Origin of the sequence: Salinibacillus kushneri, assembly GCF_900111405.1 — a bacterium.
GTDB lineage: Bacteria > Bacillota > Bacilli > Bacillales > Alkalibacillaceae > Salinibacillus > Salinibacillus kushneri.
On sequence record NZ_FOHJ01000001.1, the window covers coordinates 228,165 to 249,423 of the forward strand.

The 21,259-nt window shown below is 39.4% G+C and carries 18 protein-coding genes; all 18 read right to left on the minus strand.

Features of this window, described 5'->3' with window-relative positions:
* Positions 1–3 precede the first annotated feature (3 nt).
* Positions 4–642: a pyrophosphatase PpaX gene (ppaX, locus tag BMX63_RS01125; protein ID WP_093131113.1), complete on the minus strand. Its 639-nt coding sequence runs from the start codon at positions 640–642 to the stop codon at positions 4–6.
* A complete protein-coding gene (locus tag BMX63_RS01130; RefSeq protein WP_093131115.1) occupies positions 617–1,579 on the minus strand; it encodes a nucleoside recognition domain-containing protein in 963 nt (320 codons plus the stop codon). The genes ppaX and BMX63_RS01130 overlap by 26 nt, the downstream gene beginning before the upstream one ends.
* An 11-nt stretch (positions 1,580–1,590) precedes the next feature.
* A complete protein-coding gene (gene lgt / locus BMX63_RS01135) occupies positions 1,591–2,430 on the minus strand; it encodes a prolipoprotein diacylglyceryl transferase (protein ID WP_093131117.1) in 840 nt (279 codons plus the stop codon).
* Positions 2,431–2,442: 12 nt separating this feature from the next.
* On the minus strand, positions 2,443–3,381 hold the full coding sequence (gene hprK, locus BMX63_RS01140) for an HPr(Ser) kinase/phosphatase (RefSeq protein ID WP_093131119.1): 939 nt from the start codon (positions 3,379–3,381) through the stop codon (positions 2,443–2,445).
* Positions 3,382–3,798: 417 nt separating this feature from the next.
* A complete protein-coding gene (locus BMX63_RS01145; protein ID WP_093131121.1) occupies positions 3,799–4,158 on the minus strand; it encodes a phage holin family protein in 360 nt (119 codons plus the stop codon).
* Between the two features lie 19 nt (positions 4,159–4,177).
* Positions 4,178–5,284: a DUF4097 family beta strand repeat-containing protein gene (locus BMX63_RS01150; RefSeq protein ID WP_177167117.1), complete on the minus strand. Its 1,107-nt coding sequence runs from the start codon at positions 5,282–5,284 to the stop codon at positions 4,178–4,180.
* Between the two features lie 197 nt (positions 5,285–5,481).
* Complete coding sequence (bshB2, locus tag BMX63_RS01155; protein WP_093131125.1) at positions 5,482–6,150, minus strand: bacillithiol biosynthesis deacetylase BshB2; 669 nt, start codon at positions 6,148–6,150, stop codon at positions 5,482–5,484.
* Positions 6,151–6,173: 23 nt separating this feature from the next.
* Positions 6,174–6,524, minus strand: a complete 351-nt coding sequence (locus BMX63_RS01160; RefSeq protein WP_093131127.1) for a YojF family protein — start codon at positions 6,522–6,524, stop codon at positions 6,174–6,176.
* A 37-nt stretch (positions 6,525–6,561) separates the two neighbouring features.
* The gene (uvrA, locus tag BMX63_RS01165) at positions 6,562–9,432 is read right to left on the minus strand and encodes an excinuclease ABC subunit UvrA (RefSeq protein WP_093131129.1); all 2,871 of its coding nucleotides are present in this window, start codon (positions 9,430–9,432) and stop codon (positions 6,562–6,564) included.
* Positions 9,433–9,439: 7 nt separating this feature from the next.
* Positions 9,440–11,422 (minus strand): excinuclease ABC subunit UvrB, encoded by a 1,983-nt coding sequence (gene uvrB, locus BMX63_RS01170; RefSeq protein ID WP_281242704.1) that lies wholly within the window; start codon positions 11,420–11,422, stop codon positions 9,440–9,442.
* A 650-nt stretch (positions 11,423–12,072) separates the two neighbouring features.
* A complete protein-coding gene (locus BMX63_RS01175) occupies positions 12,073–12,570 on the minus strand; it encodes a helix-turn-helix domain-containing protein (RefSeq protein WP_093131133.1) in 498 nt (165 codons plus the stop codon).
* Between the two features lie 25 nt (positions 12,571–12,595).
* Entirely contained in the window at positions 12,596–14,083 is a 1,488-nt protein-coding gene (locus BMX63_RS01180; protein WP_177167118.1) for an AAA family ATPase, read from the minus strand.
* A gap of 56 nt (positions 14,084–14,139) precedes the next feature.
* Complete coding sequence (locus BMX63_RS17820; protein ID WP_220083796.1) at positions 14,140–14,325, minus strand: hypothetical protein; 186 nt, start codon at positions 14,323–14,325, stop codon at positions 14,140–14,142.
* 10 nt (positions 14,326–14,335) lie between these two features.
* Entirely contained in the window at positions 14,336–15,052 is a 717-nt protein-coding gene (treR, locus tag BMX63_RS01185) for a trehalose operon repressor (protein WP_093131137.1), read from the minus strand.
* A gap of 10 nt (positions 15,053–15,062) precedes the next feature.
* Positions 15,063–16,724: an alpha,alpha-phosphotrehalase gene (treC, locus tag BMX63_RS01190; protein ID WP_093131139.1), complete on the minus strand. Its 1,662-nt coding sequence runs from the start codon at positions 16,722–16,724 to the stop codon at positions 15,063–15,065.
* 24 nt (positions 16,725–16,748) lie between these two features.
* Positions 16,749–18,680: a PTS system trehalose-specific EIIBC component gene (gene treP, locus BMX63_RS01195; protein ID WP_245732667.1), complete on the minus strand. Its 1,932-nt coding sequence runs from the start codon at positions 18,678–18,680 to the stop codon at positions 16,749–16,751.
* 350 nt (positions 18,681–19,030) lie between these two features.
* Positions 19,031–19,630, minus strand: coding sequence for a hypothetical protein (locus BMX63_RS01200; RefSeq protein ID WP_093131141.1), 600 nt, complete (start codon positions 19,628–19,630; stop codon positions 19,031–19,033).
* 170 nt (positions 19,631–19,800) lie between these two features.
* Entirely contained in the window at positions 19,801–21,015 is a 1,215-nt protein-coding gene (locus BMX63_RS01205) for a PDZ domain-containing protein (RefSeq protein WP_093131143.1), read from the minus strand.
* Positions 21,016–21,259 lie beyond the last annotated feature (244 nt).

The following is a 21,259-nucleotide window of genomic DNA, read 5'->3' on the forward strand; positions in this document are numbered from 1 at the left end:
TCATCACTTCCCTACGATCGTTAACAAATCACGCATATTATCAAGCATATAATCTGGATGTAAGGATTCTAAAGTCTTTCGTCCTTTTATTGTCCATGCTACACCAGCTGTTTTCACACCCGCATTTTGACCTGCGAGGATATCATGGGTGTTGTCTCCTACCATAATCGCTTCACTTGCCTTCGCATCTAAAGCTTTTAATGCCTTATATATGGGTTCAGGATGAGGTTTTTCATGACTCACATCATCTAAACCAATAAGGACATCAAAATAGGAATCCAGTTTCGTAACCTTTAGTCCCCTTTTTGCCGTTTCAGCGATTTTAGTCGTTACAATCCCAAGCTGATAACCATCCTGCTTTACTTGCTGAATGGTTTCCAAAACACCATCATAAGCAACTACAAAGGAATCATGGTGTTCTAAATTGTGTTTTCGATACGTATCAACCATTTCATCTACTTTGTCTGGCATAACTGTTCCAAAACTGTCCCATAAGGACGGGCCGATAAATTTGTAGACGTCTTCCCTTCCGTATTGACCCGGCACATATTGTTCTAGCGTGTGTAAAAAAGATGAAATAATTAACTCATTTGTATCGATTAAAGTTCCATCTAAATCAAATAGAAGTGTACGAATGCTCATGCGCTGTCGTTTCCTTTCCTTTGTTAATTTCTGTGCGGCGGTTCCAGATAAATCCTATTGTTGCTGTGAGTATAATAGCAGTAACCAGTCGAATCAAAAGAAGTGGCCATAGTGGGATTCCCAGTGGTGCAAAGACTAAGGTATCCTCTACTACAGCGTGACACGAAACAAGGAAAATTAACACAAGTGTCATGTCTTTTTTGGAAATTCCATCTTCTTTTACAGCCTGAATCATCAAACCAGCGCCATAAGCGAGCCCTATCGTTAATCCTGTTACAAGTGTCATCGACGCATTACGCTGTACACCTAACAGTTTGGTAAATGGAGCGAGCCAATTAGACATCACCGTAAAGTAGCCTTTCTCTCTTAACCACTGCATTACTATCATTAAAGGAATCACAATCAAAGCTAACTGTACAATCGCAATAAAGGCTGTTTCCAGTCCTAAATATAAAATGCCTGCCCATGTCTCTGGCTCAGGTCCACTGGAAATTAGTCCATACTGTGCCATTTCCTGACCGCCACTCCAAAACAAATGAATGATAACGGCAGAAAAGACAGCCAAACCAATTCGAATACCAGATATCAGCCACCAGCTTACGCCTACCTTGGATGCAATGGAGGATTCAATTAGTAAGTTATGAGAAAAGGAAAGCATAATGGCCAAAATAAAAACTTCTTTAACCGTAAAATCAAAGGTGATAATTGCGCCAATACCGGCATAAAGATTTGAGAAATTTCCTAATACAAGAGGTACTGCAGCTTCCCCTGGCAGCCCTAATAAATTCATAAAGGGCTCTAACCAGCCAATAATTACGGGAAAAAATGGCGTATGGCCAATGATTGTAATAATCAATGTAACAGGAAAAATGATCTTTCCTAGCATCCACGTTAATGATAATCCGCTTTTAAGTCCACGTTGTAAAATTCCCGACACGACCTAACCTCCTATTTTTCCGATGGTAATTGACCATTATAGTGTACATTTGCTAACCCCTTTTTTCGACGATAAACCATCGCCAAAATACTGATAACAATTAATAATACAGAAATAAGCTGGGCTACACGGATATCGGTTCCCATTACATATAAACTGTCCGTACGTAATCCTTCTATAAAGAAACGACCAAAGGAATACCATATTAAGTAACTAAAGAAAATTTCCCCGCGTCTAGGATTAACTTTACGCATATAAAGCAATACCAAGAGTCCTAATATATTCCAAACCGATTCATAAAGAAAGGTTGGCTGGTACATGACACCATCTATAATCATTTGATTGGTTATAAAATCAGGAATATATTGAATAAAATGGTTGTAGGCTTCTTCAGATACAGGCCCCCCGTGAGCTTCCTGGTTCATAAAGTTCCCCCAGCGGCCAATTGCCTGACCTACTAAAAGACTTGGAGCCGCAATATCAGCAAGCGTAAAAAAGGATATTTCTTTTACTTTGGCAAAAAGAAAGGCGGTTAAAACAGCACCAATTAAGGCGCCATGAATCGCTATGCCTCCTTCCCAGACAGCGAATACCTTCCACCAGGGTTCACCTACATAACGGTCCCATTCAAACGTGACATAATAGATTCTTGCACATATAATGGCTGCAGGAATAGCAAAAATCAGTAAATCTACAAAAATATCTTCTTTTAAGCCCAATCGTTTTGACTCACGAGTTGCTAACCACAAACCTAGTGCGGCACCGGTAGCAATAATGACACCATACCAATAAATGGAGATTGGTCCTAATTCAATAAAGACTCGGTCGTAGGGTTGTATATTGAATAGCATGTTTTCCTCTCCTTATTCTTCAAATTTATCATCATCAGAATCGATCATTTGCGTTAGACGTTGGCTAAAGTCCTTTGCCGCATTTATCCCCATCCGTTTTAAGCGAAAATTCATCGCTGCTACTTCAATAATGACAGCAAGGTTACGTCCAGGGCGAACAGGAATCGTCGCTTGAGGTAACTCAACGTCCATAATTTTCATCGTATCTTCATCCAAACCAAGCCTATCATACTGTTTGTCTTTATCCCATAATTCGAGATTGATAACCATGGTAATTCGCTTATGACTGCGAACAGCTCCGGCACCAAATAAAGTCATTACATCAATAATTCCTAGCCCACGAATTTCCAGTAAGTGTTCAATAAGCGGTGGTGAATTACCAATCAGGGTATCAAAGTCTTCCTGACGAATTTCCACACTATCATCAGCAACCAGCCGATGTCCTCTTTTCACAAGCTCCAAAGCAGTTTCACTTTTTCCGACGCCACTTTGACCTGTAATGAGTACGCCTACCCCGTAAATATCTACAAGGACCCCATGAATAGCAGTAAATGGGGCAAATTTTGATTCTAGATAATTGGTCATACGACTGATTACACTTGTCGTTTTAAGTGGAGAACGCATAATCGGAACTCCAGCATTCTGTCCGGCTTCAATTAGTTCCTGAGGTACTTCCATTCCCCGCGAAATCACTATCCCCGGAGTTACATCCGTACAAAGTCTCTTAATCCGGTCAGTTTTCATTTCATCCGATAAATCGTAAAAGAAGGATACCTCTGTTTTCCCTAAAAGTTGAATACGCTCTGCTGCATAATGCTTGAAGTAACCAGCCATTTCTAAGCCTGGTCTTGATATATCACTTTTTACAATTTCACGATGAATTCCGTTTTTCCCTGCAATCAGTTCCAAATTAAATCGTTCAATAAGATCCTTAGTACGTACTTTCGCCATATGTATATTTCCTCCTAAAACGTTCCCTTGCTGCTACTTATTTTAGCACGATTTAACGTATATTTTACACTAAAGCTTCAGGATTCACAAAAAGATTACCGTAATAAACAGCACTAAGCTGCTTGCAGGTTACCGAATATAAACATGTATAGAAAAGTTCTCTTCAAATAGAAAACAGCCTGTATTTCTAGAGGCTGCTTTCTCCTGTTTCCTTCTATTTTGGATGTTTTCTAAAAGGTTGTTGTTTTTAAAAAGTGAATTCGTTGATAGTGCGCAAGCAAGTGAAATACACGGAGACTCCAGGGGGAGACGTGAGACAGGTGTGACCCCGTAGCGAGGAGACTTATCTCTCACCAGCCAAGATCGTAGTGTATTTCACCTGCGGAAGGCAGAGCAACAAATAATATGAAAATGCCTCTATTTTTTAAATGCATCTACGACAAGTTTTTGGAGTAATAAATTTAAAACAGATAATACGATAGCTGCTAAAATAGCAGTACCAAATCCTTCAATGACAAAGGCATCACCAATAATTGCCTGGGTAATCATTAACGTTATGGCGTTAATGACAAATAAGAACAATCCTAACGAAAAAATCGTAATGGGCAGGGTGAAAAAAACAAGAATCGGTTTTACAATTACATTTAACAGCGACAGAATTAAGCTCGCAAGAATGGCAGTTACAAAATCCGTTATGATAAGACCCTCAAATAATTGAGCAACAGCAATCAATGCAATAGCATTTAATATAATAGATAAAGCCCAATTTTTAATCATGGTATCACTCCTTGAAAGATTAATTTAATGGGTTTACGTTCACTTTTCCCGTTTTCGTTTCCGCCTCGAGATAAAGGGTTGGAGTATTTCCATCTGTTTCAAAATGCATGGACTTTTTGAGTACTTCTTTTTCGCTACTCACTAGTCTGTGATTAGGCAAATAGCATTGGACATTTCCGATGCTGGATTTTAACTCCCCATCTACTGACTTATCGGTTGGAACAAACAACGAAATAGAACCTGTAGTGGATTTGAAATAGGCGTTTTTCGTCTCCATACCCCGCAAATATCCTTTAATACTTCCGTTGATCACCTGGCTTTCGATTTCTTCCCATTCTCCATCCACATAAATGGAGCCATTTAAAGTTTCAATTTCACATTCCCTTCCTGTAACGTTTTCCGCTCGAATATTACTATTTACAGACTTAATATCCCATTTCTCGCCTGTCATATTCTGCAGATTAATTTTTCCATTTGACGTTTTAACTTTCAGCTCAGGAACGTTTAAATCCCGAAGATTAATAGAGCCATTAAAGATTTTTATGGAAGACGCCTGATAGATATGCTCTGGAATCCATATTCGAAAATCTGCTTTCATCTTCTTCGTATCTAAAATGACCTTTAATTGCTGACTCTCGACCTGGGCGGACAATTCCTTTAATAGCATTTCTTTCGCTTGCTCTTGATTATCCACTTTATAAACTTTTGCTTTACATTCAATCCGTATATCAGGTTCATCCCAGGTTTGAACTTCTACACTTCCGTTCTCAATATCCATTAAAAATGATGAGATAGAGGTATTAGGATATTGAAAAATGTGTGATACCTGCTTATAAGGGCCAAAGTTAAAATCAAAGTCAGTTTTTTTAATTTTTTCAACGGTTGCATCAATAAAATCAAATATTTTTTCCTTCGTTGAGGACTGCCTCGTGGAATGGGTACTCTCTTGCCGATTTTGCCCCTCATCCTCATAAACAACTGTACCAGGGATTGAAGATTGGGTTTTATCGCCCTTTTCTTTTACCTGTTCAGCATCCTCTAGTGCCTGTAACAGCTCTTCAGCCTCCTCAGCTGATAACTTCCCCTCTTCAATCAGCTTTAAAATCCGCTTTCGTTCCTGTTCCATCATAATTCTCCTTTCGATATAAGGACACACGCTTTTTTAAAGCTTTTTGTTCATTTTCTATCAAGTTGATTGGTGCGGTAGTTCGCGAGACCTCTCCCGGATCCGGTCGCGAAAAGCGTATGTTAAACAAAGCCTATTTTAAAAGTACATCGTACATGAACAAGCTGTAAGAAAAAATCAGCGTACGAAAACGCTGATTAGTTTTCAAATGTCCACTTGTAAAATTCTTCCTGTTTAAATCGCTTCATAACTTCCTCATATTGTCCTTCAAAATCAGAGCTACCCTTCATTTTCGGGAACATCCCTTCAAATTGAGAACGATGGGCCTGTATTGCTTGAAGTTTGACTTCAAATTCCTCCTCAACATTGTTTACAATTTGAGGCTGGCCAAGCTTTTCATAATGACCATTTGTAATTGCTTGTGCCCATACTTCAGGTCTCTTCTCTTTTTCCATACGTCTGACAGCCTCAACAGCAGCAGCCCCCATGGCATCATGATCCGGGTGAACAGCTTCCCCAGGGTAATGAGTAATCACAAGTGTAGGCTTTATTTCATCCAAATAGCCTTTTATATGCTCTGCTATTTCATCTCTTGATTCAAATTCAATTGTTTTATCTCGATATCCTAACATTTTGATATTCACATCTAATATTTTACAAGCGTCCAGAAGTTCCTTTTTTCGAATATCAGGAAGTGTTTCACGGTTGGCAAAAAACGGGTTCCCCATATTTCTTCCCATCTCACCAAGGGATCCACATAAATATGTAACAGGAATACCTTCTTTACGAAATTGCGTCATCGTACCCGAGCTTCCAAACGCCTCATCGTCAGGATGGGGATAAATGACAACGACATGTTTATGCACGGCTATTCTCTCCTCTCTCCTATTTAATAACGAAATGGATTTTTGCTGATCTGGAGGGCAACCATTAACCGCCCCTCAGAGTCATGACCAGCCAGGAGTAATTCTCCATTCTCATTCCATTCCCAGTCAGTTACACCTTCAGCGTAAATCCAGCCTTTCTCCATTTTAAGCCCTACACGAAAAGCATCTTCTGCATCCACGATTTTAGCCCGTGTATATCGGACTTGTGCATTCCGAATGTAAGCACCCACATTGTGGTTGCGATTAAAATGTTTGGCATATGCCCCATTTGTTGTTTCTACATGGACATATACATCCTGCTCTGCATACTGATCTAGGGCTTTTTGTACGTCAGCCCGTTCAATTGCTTTCATCCTAAATCCCCTCTCATTAGCTTTCCTGTTACTTATCTTATGATGTTACCTTCTCATTAAGTCTTTCGTCCATACGCTTTCGATCACGTTCCAATATTGGTTTTAAATATTTCCCGGTATAAGAGACGTCTTCCTGATCTGCAACCTCTTCTGGTGCTCCAGTTGCTACAATTTTGCCGCCACCTTCTCCTCCCTCCGGACCTAAATCAATTAAATAATCAGCCGTTTTAATAACATCTAAATTATGCTCAATAATCAAAACGGTATCTCCATTTTCGACTAAACGTTGAAGAACCGTTAACAGCTGCTTAATATCGTGAACATGCAATCCAGTCGTTGGCTCATCTAAAATATAAAAGGATTTTCCGTTTGAACGGCGATGAAGCTCACTTGCAAGCTTCATACGCTGGGCTTCTCCACCAGATAAAGTCGTTGCCGGCTGTCCAAGCTTGATGTAACCAAGACCTACATCAGCAATAGTTTGTATTTTCCGTTTGATCTTAGGAATATTTTCAAAAAAGTCGAGCGCTTCTTCTACGCGCATATCTAGAACATCCGCAATCGTTTTACCTTTATATTTAACCTCTAAAGTTTCACGGTTATAGCGTTTTCCATGGCAAACTTCGCATGGAACATACACATCAGGTAAAAAGTGCATCTCAATTTTAATAATTCCGTCTCCATGACAGGCTTCACAGCGTCCACCTTTCACATTAAAACTAAAGCGTCCCTTTTTGTAGCCGCGTATTTTGGCTTCATTGGTTTGAGCAAATACATCACGAATATCATCAAACACTCCCGTATATGTAGCTGGATTCGAACGAGGCGTACGCCCAATTGGGGACTGATCAATATCGATAACTTTGTCTAAATGATCCAAGCCATTAATCTCTTTATACTTTCCTGGTTTCAGTTTACTTTTATAGAGCTTCTGAGAAAGAGATTTGTACAAAATTTCATTAATAAGTGAGCTTTTCCCTGATCCTGAAACACCGGTCACCACATTTAAAAGACCGAGTGGAATTTGGACATCCACATTTTTTAAGTTGTTTTCCTCTGCCCCAACGATTTCGATAAAACGATTGTTTGGGTTTCGACGTTCATTCGGCAGTGGAATAAATTTCTTTCCGGATAAATACTGTCCAGTTAAGGAATTCCGGCTTCGCATCACTTGCTTTGGCGTTCCACTGGCTACAAGTTCTCCCCCATGTGATCCTGCTCCAGGACCGATGTCAATGATATAATCTGCCTCCAGCATGGTGTCTTCATCATGCTCTACGACAATTAATGTATTATCTAAATCCCGCATTTGTTGTAACGTGGCTATCAGGCGATTATTATCCCGTTGATGCAAGCCAATCGATGGCTCATCTAAAACATATAGCACACCGGTCAAAGCCGATCCAATTTGAGTGGCTAACCGAATCCGCTGGGCCTCGCCACCGGATAGAGTGCCTGCTGAACGGGACAAGGTTAAATAGTCCAAGCCAACATTTTGTAAAAAGGTTAATCGATCCGAAATCTCTTTCAATATCATTTGAGCAATTTGTTCTTCTTTTTCCGAAAGTTTAAGACCCTGGAAAAACTCTCGGGCTTCCGAAATGGAATAGTCTGTTACATGACTGATATGTTTTTCATCAATTTTAACAGACAGCGCCTCTTCACTTAATCGATGACCATGACAAGTCGGACAGGATTTGTGAACCATGTATTTTTCCATTTGTTCCCGTACCCAATCTGACGTCGATTCCCGGTAACGTCTTTCCACGTTCCGTATAACACCTTCAAAATATATATGATTATCCCGTGCCTGTCCTCTATCATTTGTATATTGAAAATGGATACGCTCTTTGCCGCTCCCGTATAAAATTTTATTCATTTTTTCTTTTGGAATGTCCTTAACAGGTACATCCATAGGAATATCGTAATGCTCACATACACTAGCCAGTAATTGTGGATAATATTGAAACCTGGATGGCTCCCATGGGGCAATGGCATGCTCATTTAATGACAAATCCCAATCCGGAATAACTAAATCCACGTCGACTTCCAAATTCGTGCCAAGACCATCACAGGTTGGGCACGCTCCAAAAGGACTGTTAAAGGAAAACATACGTGGCTCTAATTCATCAATGGAAAATCCACAGATTGGGCAGGCGTGTTTTTCACTAAATAACAGCTCTTCATCACCAATCAAATCAATAATAACTTTCCCATCCCCATGCTTAAGGGCCGTTTCAATAGAATCACTTAACCTGGAGACTACACCGTCTTTTACAATAATTCGATCAATGACTACTTCGATGGAATGTTTTTTATTTTTATCCAGCTCAATATCCTCGGTCACTTCATGCATTTCGCCGTCAACACGGATACGTACAAAGCCTTCCTTTCTTAAATCTTCAAAAACTTTTGCATGCTCACCCTTTCGTCCTGAAACTACAGGAGCTAAGATTTGCAGCTTAGTGCGCTCTGGATACTCCATTATACGGTCAACCATTTGTTCAACCGTTTGTGAAGTGATTTCAATCCCGTGCTCCGGGCAATAGGGGTGCCCGACACGTGCGTATAATAAACGCAAGTAGTCGTATATTTCTGTTACAGTTCCAACTGTAGAACGGGGATTTCGACTCGTCGTTTTCTGATCAATCGATATAGCTGGAGACAAGCCTTCAATCGCATCCACATCAGGCTTATCCATTTGTCCTAAAAACTGTCTGGCATAGGCTGATAACGACTCTACATATCTTCTTTGGCCCTCTGCATAAATCGTATCAAAAGCTAACGAGGATTTTCCTGAACCGGAGAGTCCGGTCATGACAACAAGCTTATTCTTAGGAATATTTACATCTACATTCTTTAAATTGTGGGCTCTGGCACCTTGTACCTTAATTGATTTCATCGCCATGTTCCAATCATCCTTCCGCCTTTAACTCCAAAATAATATCTCTTAATTCAGCTGCACGCTCGAAATCTAAATCCTTGGCAGCCTGCTTCATTTCTTTTTCCATTTGATCAATCGTCTTCTGTTTCTCTTCTTTAGAAAGGTTGGTTAACGATTGTACTTTGTTGGATTTTTCCTCTTCTTCTGCGGCTGTTGTTGCCTTAATGACGTCATGAATATCCTTTTGAATGGTTTGAGGAACAATGCCATGCTTTTCATTATAAGCAATTTGCTTTTCTCTTCGTCTGTAGGTTTCATCAATAGCAATTTGCATGGAATCCGTAATCTTATCAGCATACATTATAACCTTACCTTGAGCATTTCTGGCCGCACGCCCTGTTGTTTGAATTAAAGAACGCTGTGACCTTAAGAAGCCTTCTTTGTCCGCATCTAAAATCGCAACCAGCGAAACCTCAGGGATATCCAGTCCTTCTCTGAGCAGGTTAATACCGACAAGGACGTCATATTTTCCCATGCGCAAATCACGAATAATTTCAATTCGTTCAAGCGTCTTAATTTCTGAATGGAGATAAGCAACTTTAAAGCCGACATCCTTCAGATAATCGGTTAAATCCTCAGCCATCTTAATGGTTAGGGTTGTAACAAGTACCCGTTCATTACGCTCAGATCGTTCTTTCACTTCACCAATTAAATTATCAATTTGACCTTTAATAGGGCGAACGTCAATCTCTGGATCCAGTAATCCAGTTGGCCGAATAATTTGCTCGGTCATCTTAGGGGTATGCTCTAACTCATAAGGACCTGGTGTGGCCGAAACAAATATGGACTGATTAATATGCTTTTCAAATTCTTCAAATTTTAATGGACGGTTATCCAGTGCAGACGGCAAACGAAAGCCATGGTCTACTAACGTTTGTTTCCGAGCCTGGTCTCCGTTATACATTCCGCGAACCTGAGGGAGCGTTACATGAGACTCATCCACTACAAGGAGAAAATCATCTGGAAAATAATCGAGCAATGTATAAGGAGTCGCTCCTTGTTCACGAAAGGTCAAATGACGGGAATAATTTTCAATCCCCGAGCAAAAACCCATTTCTCTCATCATTTCCAAATCGTAATTGGTCCGCTGTTCTAAACGCTGTGCTTCCAACAGTTTATTATTTGCTCTCAGATGTTCTAAACGTTCTTCTAATTCTTTTTCAATATTAGCAATCGCACGCTTCATTTTTTCTTCGCGGGTGACGAAGTGGGAAGCCGGGAAAATGGCGACATGCTCCCGGTCACCAATGATTTCTCCTGTTAAAGCATCTACTTCACGAATACGATCGATTTCATCACCGAAAAATTCAACCCGCAAACAGTGCTCTTCACGAGATGCAGGAATGATTTCCACCGAATCCCCTCGCACTCGGAATGTTCCCCGCTGAAAATCAATATCATTTCGAGCATACTGAATATCAACTAAGTCACGGAGCAGCTCGTCACGGTCTTTTTCCATCCCTATACGTAACGAAACAACCATTTCACCATATTCTTCCGGTGAACCTAAACCATATATACACGAAACACTCGATACAATGATTACATCTCGGCGTTCAAATAGAGCCGATGTCGCAGAGTGACGTAATTTATCAATCTCATCATTAATGCTGGCATCTTTTTCAATGAAGGTGTCTGTCTGTGGAACATAGGCCTCAGGCTGATAATAATCATAATAGCTGACGAAATATTCCACCGCATTATTCGGAAAATACTCTTTAAATTCACTATACAGTTGTCCAGCCAATGTTTTGTTATGTGCAATCACAAGGGTTGGCTTATTAACTTCCTTAATAACATTTGAAACGGTAAAGGTCTTTCCGGTACCCGTAGCACCCAGTAACGTCTGATGCCTGGTCCCTTTATTGATTCCATTTACTAACTCTTTAATAGCAGTAGGCTGATCTCCTTGAGGACTATATTTCGACTCCAACTCAAATTGATTCTCCAACATTGAACCTCCATTCTCCGACAACAATTATCTATAGTATAACAAAAAACGAACAAACATTCTATTTATTTACATTTCTTTTATCATCTAATAATAGGATATGTTTTTTTGCAGTGTATTGCAAAGAAGAAAGGCGGGCGGTACTGATTAGAAGTCCAGACTGTAAAAGATAAATATTCTATGATTACATAAAGGAATGCTGAAGCGCTTCTTTCTGTATGATGAATGATTCTGTCTCATTCGGCATTTTTTCTGTCACTGATCGATCTCATTCTGTTAAATAACCCAGGATTTCTGTCACCCGATTTATAGGAAGGCTACCTTCTGTCTAAAGGATAATGATTTCCTTCAGCAATGAGGGGAATTCTGTCAGCCGAGCTTATTTTTATGTTTTCTATGCAAATCATTCTGTCTAATCAGGAACTATTCCGGTCTGAACTAAAGAATCCTGTCCCAACTCTGATTCATTAAGTCTATTTACCTTAGATTCCTGTCGACTCCCTACGTAATTCTGTCTACCTTATCCTCGGTAGTTTCCTCGCCATAAAAGCAGTCACCTAATGTACCAGCTTCCAGCCAATAACTCCAGAAAAACAAAAAATCCCCAGGCAAACGCACCAGAGATTTTAAAAAATCATCCTATAAATCTTTTATTAATCCGATTCTTTCACATAATCCAGCAATCTACGGATGAGATGGGCCCGGTTTTTTACCTCCATTTTTTTCAGTAACTGACTTACATGCTTTTTCACCGTAATCTGGCTTACCGAGAGTCTGTTGGCTATTTCACTATTGGTCAGTCCTTCCACAATTAATTCAGCAACCTCAAATTCTCTCGGTGAAAAGGGGAGACTCTTTTTCGGCAGATTTAAGTTTGTCGGTTCAGCTAAACTTGCGGCTAATTCATCTAAATAAGAGACTAATGGAGGTCCACGTACATCCAGCAAATAGGTAGGTGAAGGGACATTGGGGCCATAATCAAAATGGGTAGCACCCTTTACTTGTTCAAATCCCAATCGCTTCAACATCTCCTGATACATTTTTAAAGGGGTAGACGTAAGAATTCGCCCTCCGGATAACAGTAGCGGCATTAGGCTATATAATAAAAAGGAACGCCTCACAGGATCCTCTGGGTTATGGACATCAATCATCCGGATAAACCAGCCCCCTACCTCATTATCCGCAACCTTCCATTCGCTTAGCTCCTTTATTGACAGTTGATGAAAATAACTTCGAGAAACCGGGAACTTCTGTAAAAAAGTTGCGGTTTATAGGAATGACAATGGACATTCCTACTGTATTTCCTTTTTCATCCTTTAACATTTTAAAAATATCATAGCCAAGCTGTTTCAATGTTTGAACATCTATTAATTCGTTCTCTTTTTGATTATGCTCACTGGAAACCCGAAACGAATATTGATCATCCGTCTTGGGATTATAGTAGTCTACTTCATACTTAGGCGCATGTTCTTTACGATTTTCAAAATACTTTACAACATCTAAAAAGTTTTGCTTGTTGCCTGTCTCCAATCTATACTCAGTGCCTTCTGCCATATCAAACAAAGAGGAGGCAATCAAAGCATCTCCAAGATGGTAGACAAATTCCGAAATATATAACTCTAGCTTTGTCTGCTTGGAGCTTGAAAATATCTTTTGCCGATAATATGCCGCTGCCCTTTTGGATATTTCATCATATCGCTGTGGGTGGCGGTGTTTAAAGTAATGATTCATAATCTGCCGCACAAAAGGGTCCAAAAACCAGCCATTCTTCCCCTGTTTGATAAAGGATAGCTTCACTAAATAATCAAATTGTACACTGGATACTTCCTGATTTTTAATATAGGAAAGACTTTCTTCATTAAAATCATGAAGTATAGTTGAAATTTCCAACAGAGATCGAAATTCTGGATTTCTGTCCATTTCTTTCAAAAAGGTTTGTACGAGATATTCCATTACATCAAAGGCTTCCGTTAATTTTAGTTTATCATTTTGTGTTTTCTGCAATTTAGCGGTAAATAAAGAAAGTGCAAGTGGATGCCCTTTCGTAAAATGCCATAGCTTATAAAGGGCTGAGGATTGATGACAGCCGCGGAGTTGTAAATAGAGCTTCACTTCTTCAAAGGTGAGCTTCTTTAATTCCAAGGTTTTAATTCCCTGCTGCCAAACCGGTGAAGAAAGCCATTCACCATGAAGCGAATGACGTCCTGACAAAATGATAAGGATGTGTTCAGGAACTTCAGCGATAATATGCTCCTGAATCCATTCTGCAATAAGATTCTCCTCATCATAATGATCAATAAATAAAATAAAGGAATGGTTCTGACTTTGCCCAAAGCCCGAGAAATTTTGAGGGGAGTTCATTTCCTTTAGAATATCGATTAATGATTTCGAAAATAAATCAGGTATGGCCTTCAATCCTCGACAATCCAGGGTGAGAAAAGACTGGTTATGATTCGGTAGACGATGACAGAGCATCCTTACCAAAAGTGTTTTCCCAATGCCTGCAACACCATGGATATAAACCATACGATAAGGAAATTTTTCCGGATACGTAATGATTTCCTCCAATTGCCTTAATTCCTCATCCCGTCCAATGAATAAATCCAAATCTTTGTTATTATAGAAGGGTGTTCGGTTTTGCTGGTTCGAATTTTTAAAGGCCATAATGACGGAAAGACCACCTTGTAAAATATTGAATATTTTGAAAATATTATAACACATTAGTTATAACGAACACCACCGGGAATTCGGTGGTGTTTTGTCGAATGCGCACTATTTTCTTTTATATACTCTCGCGTCATATAGCTTAATGTAAAAGAAGCTGGATGATTTTGATCATGAGGATAATATCCGTTTAAACGTTCTTCCCCTTCTATTTTCACATCTTCCGAAAAAGCTGCCTCCAAGAGACAGCTTTTAGTTTTTCACTCGTCTGGCAAAATCAACAAACCGAAACTTATCAGGACGATGCCGTGATTCAGTAAACTGAAATAGACTTGTATCCTCTAAATAAACCAGACTTTTGATTACCACAACATTAAAATATCCCTCTAAATCGAGGAGCTGATAATCTTCCTCTGTTGGTTCTTCCACTGTTATTTCCTTTTCGGCAAATCCAATGTTTAAGCCCAATTCATGTTCGATATAATCATAAATGGAATGTTCACAAGTTTCTTTGGAAGGAAGCGGGACATACTCGGATAGAAAATAATCCTTATCGAGAATAATTTTTTCGTCCGATATCTCCCTTACACGTACAACCTTCCAAATTTGGCTGTTTTCTGTCGCTTTGAGGATTTTATGAATATCCGAACCCGCTTCCATTACATTCATTTCTTTTACCACCGTCTTACTATTAAGCCGTAATTTCTCGGTTAATTCTTTATAACTGACAATTCCGGAGACAGGAAAGGAAAATTTATTCAAATCAAGCACAACTGATCCTTTTCCTTGTATTTTTTGGATATAGCCTCCCTGTGATAGCAGATTCAGTGACTTTCGTATCGTTTCTCTTGATGTATCATAAGCCTCCGCCAGCTCATTTTCAGATGGCAAAAGTGTGGAAGCAGGTAACGTATGTTCTCTGATTTTTTGTGCTAGGTCTTCATAAATAGAAAGATATTTCTTTTTCATTCTCCATCCCTCATGCTTTCACATGATACACAATCGATTCGTAAGGTCTTAGCTGTAATGAGGCTAATGTTGCGGACGAATCGTCATAGTTGGAAATAAGAATCTTCGCAGTTCCTTCAACATGAACAGGAAGTTCTACAGTCGTTTCTTCCCCGTAGAAGTTGCTTACGACAATCAGTTTCTCATTCTCCAAATTGCGTGTATATGCGAAGATTTGTGGATCATCTTCCAATACTAATTGATAATCTCCATACGTAATAATATCATACTTTTTACGTAATTGAATCAATTGCTGGTAATGATAAAAGATAGAGTCTGAATCTTGCATCGCCTTTTCCGCATTTATTTCCTGGTAGTTGTTTGCTACTTCAATCCATGGGGTACCCTTCGTAAATCCAGCTTTTTCATCACTCGTCCACTGCATTGGGGTGCGTGCGTTATCCCGGGATTTTTGCTGAAGAATAGCCATAATTTCTTTATCAGCCTTTCCATCCTGCTTTAACATCTCATAAGCGTTTAGCGACTCCACATCCCGATATTGATCGATTGATGTAAAGTCAGGATTGGTCATACCGAATTCTTCGCCCTGATAAATATAAGGGGTTCCCTGCATCATATGAATCGTGGTTCCGAGCATCTTCGAAGATTTATCATGATAGTTCTCCACATCTCCAAAGCGGGATACAACACGAGGCTGATCGTGATTACACCAGAACAGTGCATTCCAGCCACCACCTTCGTGCATGCCCTTTTGCCAATAGGACAGAATTTTTTTCAATTCTACAAAATCAAAAGGGGCTTTTGTCCATTTTTCCCCATTTGGATAATCGACCTTCAAATGATGAAATTGGAAGGTCATATCTAGTTCCTGACGTTCTGGATTAGTATATAAAACACAATTTTCAAGCTTAGTTGATGACATTTCCCCAACGGTCATCATGTTATAAGGAGAAAAGGCATTTTGATTTAGTTCATGTAAATATTCATGAATACGTGGACCGTCAGTATAAAATTTACGGCCGTCGCCTGTATCATCATGAGGAAAATCCTGCTTTTTAGAAATAAGGTTAATGACATCAAGACGGAAACCATCGATGCCTTTTTCGGCCCAGAATCGAATCATTTCATAAAGCTTTTCACGTACCTTGGGATTTTCCCAGTTGATATCGGCTTGCGTAACATCAAATAAATGGAGGTAGTATTGTCCGGTCTTTTCATCATATTGCCAGGCAGGACCGCCAAATTTTGACTGCCAATTGTTAGGCACATCACCATCAACAGGGTCTTTCCAAATATAAAAATCCCGGAATTCATTTTCTTTAGAGGAAGCTGCCTGTTGAAACCATTCATGCTCAGTTGAGGTATGATTAATAACCAAATCCATAATCAGTTTCATTCCACGCTTATGGGTTTCCTCTAACAATTCTTCAAAGTCCTCCATCGTCCCGTATTGTGGCTCTATGGAATAATAATCACTAATATCATAACCATTATCTTTTTGCGGGGATTGATAAACCGGCGTCAACCAAATGACGTCGACACCGAGTTTATGAAGATAATCCAGCTTTTGATTAATCCCCTGAATGTCTCCTATACCATTTCCGGTCGTATCATGGAAACTTTTTGGATAGATTTGGTACACAACCGCTTTTTTCCACCATGTCTCAGACACGTGTCTCACTCCTGTTGTTCTAAATTAACGAAATTTTCTTCTTGCAATGATGTAGGTAATTACAAATGGAATAATAAGGACAATGACAATTCCAATTAAGAACGACCATAACCCGGATTGAATAGATAATGGTGCAGGAAGACCACCAATACCAACCGAGCTTGCCAAAACATCCTGGAACGTAATAAAGGCTCCGGCGATTGCTGTACCGGAAATCGCCGCATAAAACGGATATTTATATTGAAGGTTCACACCAAACATAGCCGGTTCTGTAATACCAAGCATTGCAGAAACTCCGGACGTTCCAGCCAAACCTTTTACTTTTTCATCTTTGGCCGCTAACATTATGGCAAATACGGCTGCTCCCTGGGCAATATTCGATAGGGCAAGAATAGGCCACAGGAATGTTGTGCCCGTACTTCCGATAAGCTGCAGGTCCACTGCAAGGAAGGTATGGTGCATACCTGTAATAACCAATGGCGCATAAAGAAATCCATATAGCAGTCCACCGATAATAGGAGCTACTTCAAATACCCATACGACTCCATCTGTAATCCATGTACCAACCGTATAGGTTACGGGTCCAATAATAATAAACGCGAGAAAACCAGTTACCAATAAAGCAACAGGCGGTACGATTAATAGCTGTAAAGAATCCATTACTCGCTTTTCGAGCCAAACTTGAATTCTTGCTAATACCCATGCTGCTACTAATACTGGTAGAACTTGTCCTTGATAACTTAACTGATTTACTTGAATACCAAATAAATTCCATGTTTCCCCTTCTCCTTGGGCAAAGTCACCGGCAGGCGTTAAATCGGGATGAACCATTATTAAACCTAATACGATACCAAGAAGCGGATTTCCACCAAACCGTTTGACAGCCGACCAGCCGATTAATGCTGGCAGGAATGTGAAGGCTGTATTAGCGATAATATTAATCATATCTGCAAGTCCTGACCAGGAAGGGAACATTTCAATAATGGATTCATCCGTAAAGATTGGATTTACTAAAATGTTATTAATCCCTAGCAATAAACCAGCCGTTACAATAGCGGGTAAAATCGGGATGAAAATATCAGCTAATACTTTTACACCACGTTGTAAGGCATTTTGCTTATTCCCTCCAGCAGCTTTCACATCCTCTTTTGATGCTTCTTCAATTCCAGTTTCTCGAACCATGGCTTTATAAACATTATCTACCGTACCTTGTCCAATAACGACTTGATATTGGCCATTAGCAGAAAATTGTCCCTTAACTAAATCCATGTTTTTCAGTTTTTCTTCGTCGACTTTATCTTCATCTGATAAAGCAAAGCGAAGTCGAGTTACACAGTGAGTGGCTGCTGCAATATTGTCCACCCCGCCTACTGCCTCAACGATTTCCTTCGCTTCATCACGATACTCACTCTCCTTTTTATTGGATGGTTTTGCTTCGTTTTTTTCAACAGTTTGCTCTACAGTTTCCTCTTCACCTTTTACTTTTGCCTGTAGGAAAGCCGTTTCTCCAGCTATTGCTTTTTCCTCTTCCGTTTTTTCAAACACGTCCAGAACATCGCCATTGGTAATGACTGTAGGTGAAATGGAGCTTTCCGCTTTTTCCTTAATAAAGTCTAAGTCAAAGGTTATAAGGGAATCACCAATCTTTACTCGATCTCCTTGTTTAACATGGGCCTCAAAACCTTCACCATCTAAGGCAACCGTTTCCAAACCAATGTGAATTAACACCTCTACCCCTGATTCACTACGCAGACCTACTGCGTGTTTGGTAGGAAATAATTGTACAATCTCCCCGTTTACAGGTGAAACTACTTTTCCAGCAGTCGGCTCAATGGCCAAACCATCCCCCATCATTTTTTGAGCAAATGTGGGATCTGGAACATTTTCAAGATTTTTAATGACACCACTAAGAGGTGCATATAACGTTTCCCGATCGCTTCTTTCTTTATCTATCACCAGAAAGACCTCCTAATAATCAATTCCTAATGGTAATAACTTGTATGTACAGGTTACATTTTAAAGTATAACTTGTATGTACAGGTTGTGCAAGGGTTTTCATGAAAACGTTTAAAAATTCCACACCTATTTAGTTCATTTTAGGTTTTCCTATTAAAAGGAATTCATGCAGGGTGAATAGGCAGAGCGAGCTGTAGTGAGGTAAATAAATTTACGTTCCAGCAAATAAATTAAAATCACGGCTAATAAAGTACTCGGAAATGTCGAATAAATAAATGCAAAAAAGCCTGGATATACATTTATCCAGGCTCAAAATGCTGAAGTAAATACCAGTCAAAGAGGATTTCTTACTACTTAGGCGCTCCAATTTGAATATTTGCTGTAATTTGGGTTTCATTTTCCGTATCCGGTATGAGGGAACCAGAGAAATATCCTTTTTCTTTTTCAGACTGAATAGTGTACATGCCATCGATTTGAGTCTCTGCCATAATGGTATATCCATTCGCTTCTGCGTACGTTTTCAATTCATCATATGCCCGCTCCATATCCCCTTCAAAGAGATACGTAATCGAATCGATTTCTCCACCGCTTTTAGTATGATCACTCATTTCTGAAACACTAATAACATTTGCATCACTTGGTAAAGGAAAGTCATCAGGAAAGCTTTCGGGCAAAGTAAGGTTTTCTCCTGATTGACTGTTGAATGAGGATTCTCCATCTGATGAGGATATAGTGGCTGTTTCTCCGTCTGATGACACTTCAAACCTTTCTTCATTTCCATCTGATTCCTTCATTGAAACATCTACATTTCCGTCCGAAGCATCCTTCATGTCGATTTCCATTTCCTCTCCATTTTCCCCTGGAATCGTAATGGAGCGACATCCGATAGTAATAAACACAACCAGTATACCCAAAAAGCTTAATAGCATTGCTTTTTTCATTATTTCCATTCCCTTCCTTCTTATTTCTCAAATAACATATCACGAGGAAAGAAATGAAAAAATTATACTTTGGTATACTTTCTTTGCTTAAGTAGGAAAAAGTCAGATTACCAGCCAAGATATTTAAAAAAATGAGTCAAGTGCTGCGGACACTTGACCCATGCAATATTGTATCATCCTTATCCAACATGATCTGGAAAATCCTGATACAGCCGAAATCTAGGTTTTTCTTTCACAAAAATCAATCCTAATTCATGATGATCCCCCTGATACATTGGACCTTGAACAAAGCGGATTTCTCCATCTACATTTCGAACTTCAAGCTTACAAAAAGTCCGACTTTCCTGAAGGGCATCATAAAATTCATTTTCATTTGAAACTGATATCTGGTGAACCTTCTCCACTCTTTCACCTGACTTGAGACCCATCTTATCAGCAGGAGAATCCTTGATAACAGCTAATATAATGAGTCCCTTAGGATGAGGAGTGAAAAGGCCCGGTTTTTCCAAATCCAGAAAACGTACATACAATTGGATAAGAGCCCGTCCGACAAAAGCGGTAGCTATACCAATATAAATAAAAATCGGATCATAGAAACTTCCTGCGGCAAAAATACCGGTAATAAGCCCCAGGGTTAGAACCCATTTTCCAAATAATCTGCCGCCTTGATTGGAAAAGTGTCCTTGAAATGCATGCTGAACACCTATCAGTAATGGAAATACCATTAATCCATAGCCCCCATCACCTAATGGAAACAGCGGCCACCAGGAAAATAGACTATCAATCACACCATTCGGAACGGGTACAAGCAAAGGCACAACACTTAAACGTTTTACATGATGTTTTCCAATATACTTTCCCCGTTTTCCCTTAATTAATTTAGGATAAGCATATTCTTTGTTTGTCGTAAACCATAAGACAGACTCAATGACCAGAAAAACAGCTGTTAAGGCTAAAAGAAGCGGAAGACTGGTTCCTGAGAGTTCGTTCATCCACCCATTTGGTAATAGATTAATCGTGAGGGAAAATTCACGAATCAAACCAAGAATTAAAATTATCGTACTCATAACATAGCCCGCTGAGAGAAAATACAGCCTTCCTGTGACAGTTCCTATAATAGATAACACAGAAATCATTAATAGAACCGGGTAGGATAATACACCACCTGAAATAATCAACAAAGCAGATAAAATCACACCACTAACCAAGCTAATCAGCCACGTTCTACTCCACTCTGTACCGAAGCCATAAACACTGGAACCAAAATCGTTCCGTTCTTGTTTCCTTCGATAATAGGATGTAATTATGGTTAATAAAATAGCCCAATATAACAGAGGCTGTCCAATCAGCCAGATGAAACCTTCTCCTATTTCTATAAGCCATTGATTTATCATGTTGTACCTCCGATATGAAATGCATTCGTTACTATAAATTCTACAAAATATTACTGTTTCCTGCTAGTCCCAGTCTTCGGATTTAATAGATTTAACATATGTCAAACAAAAACTATCGGCTGAATCCTGGTACCACAGGTTTAAAGACAATCAAAGTATAAAATATTTATTTACTGGAACATAAGCTTGAATTAAAAACTTCCTTAATTATTATTGAAAATGGTGAAAAAGGACGAAACAGGTG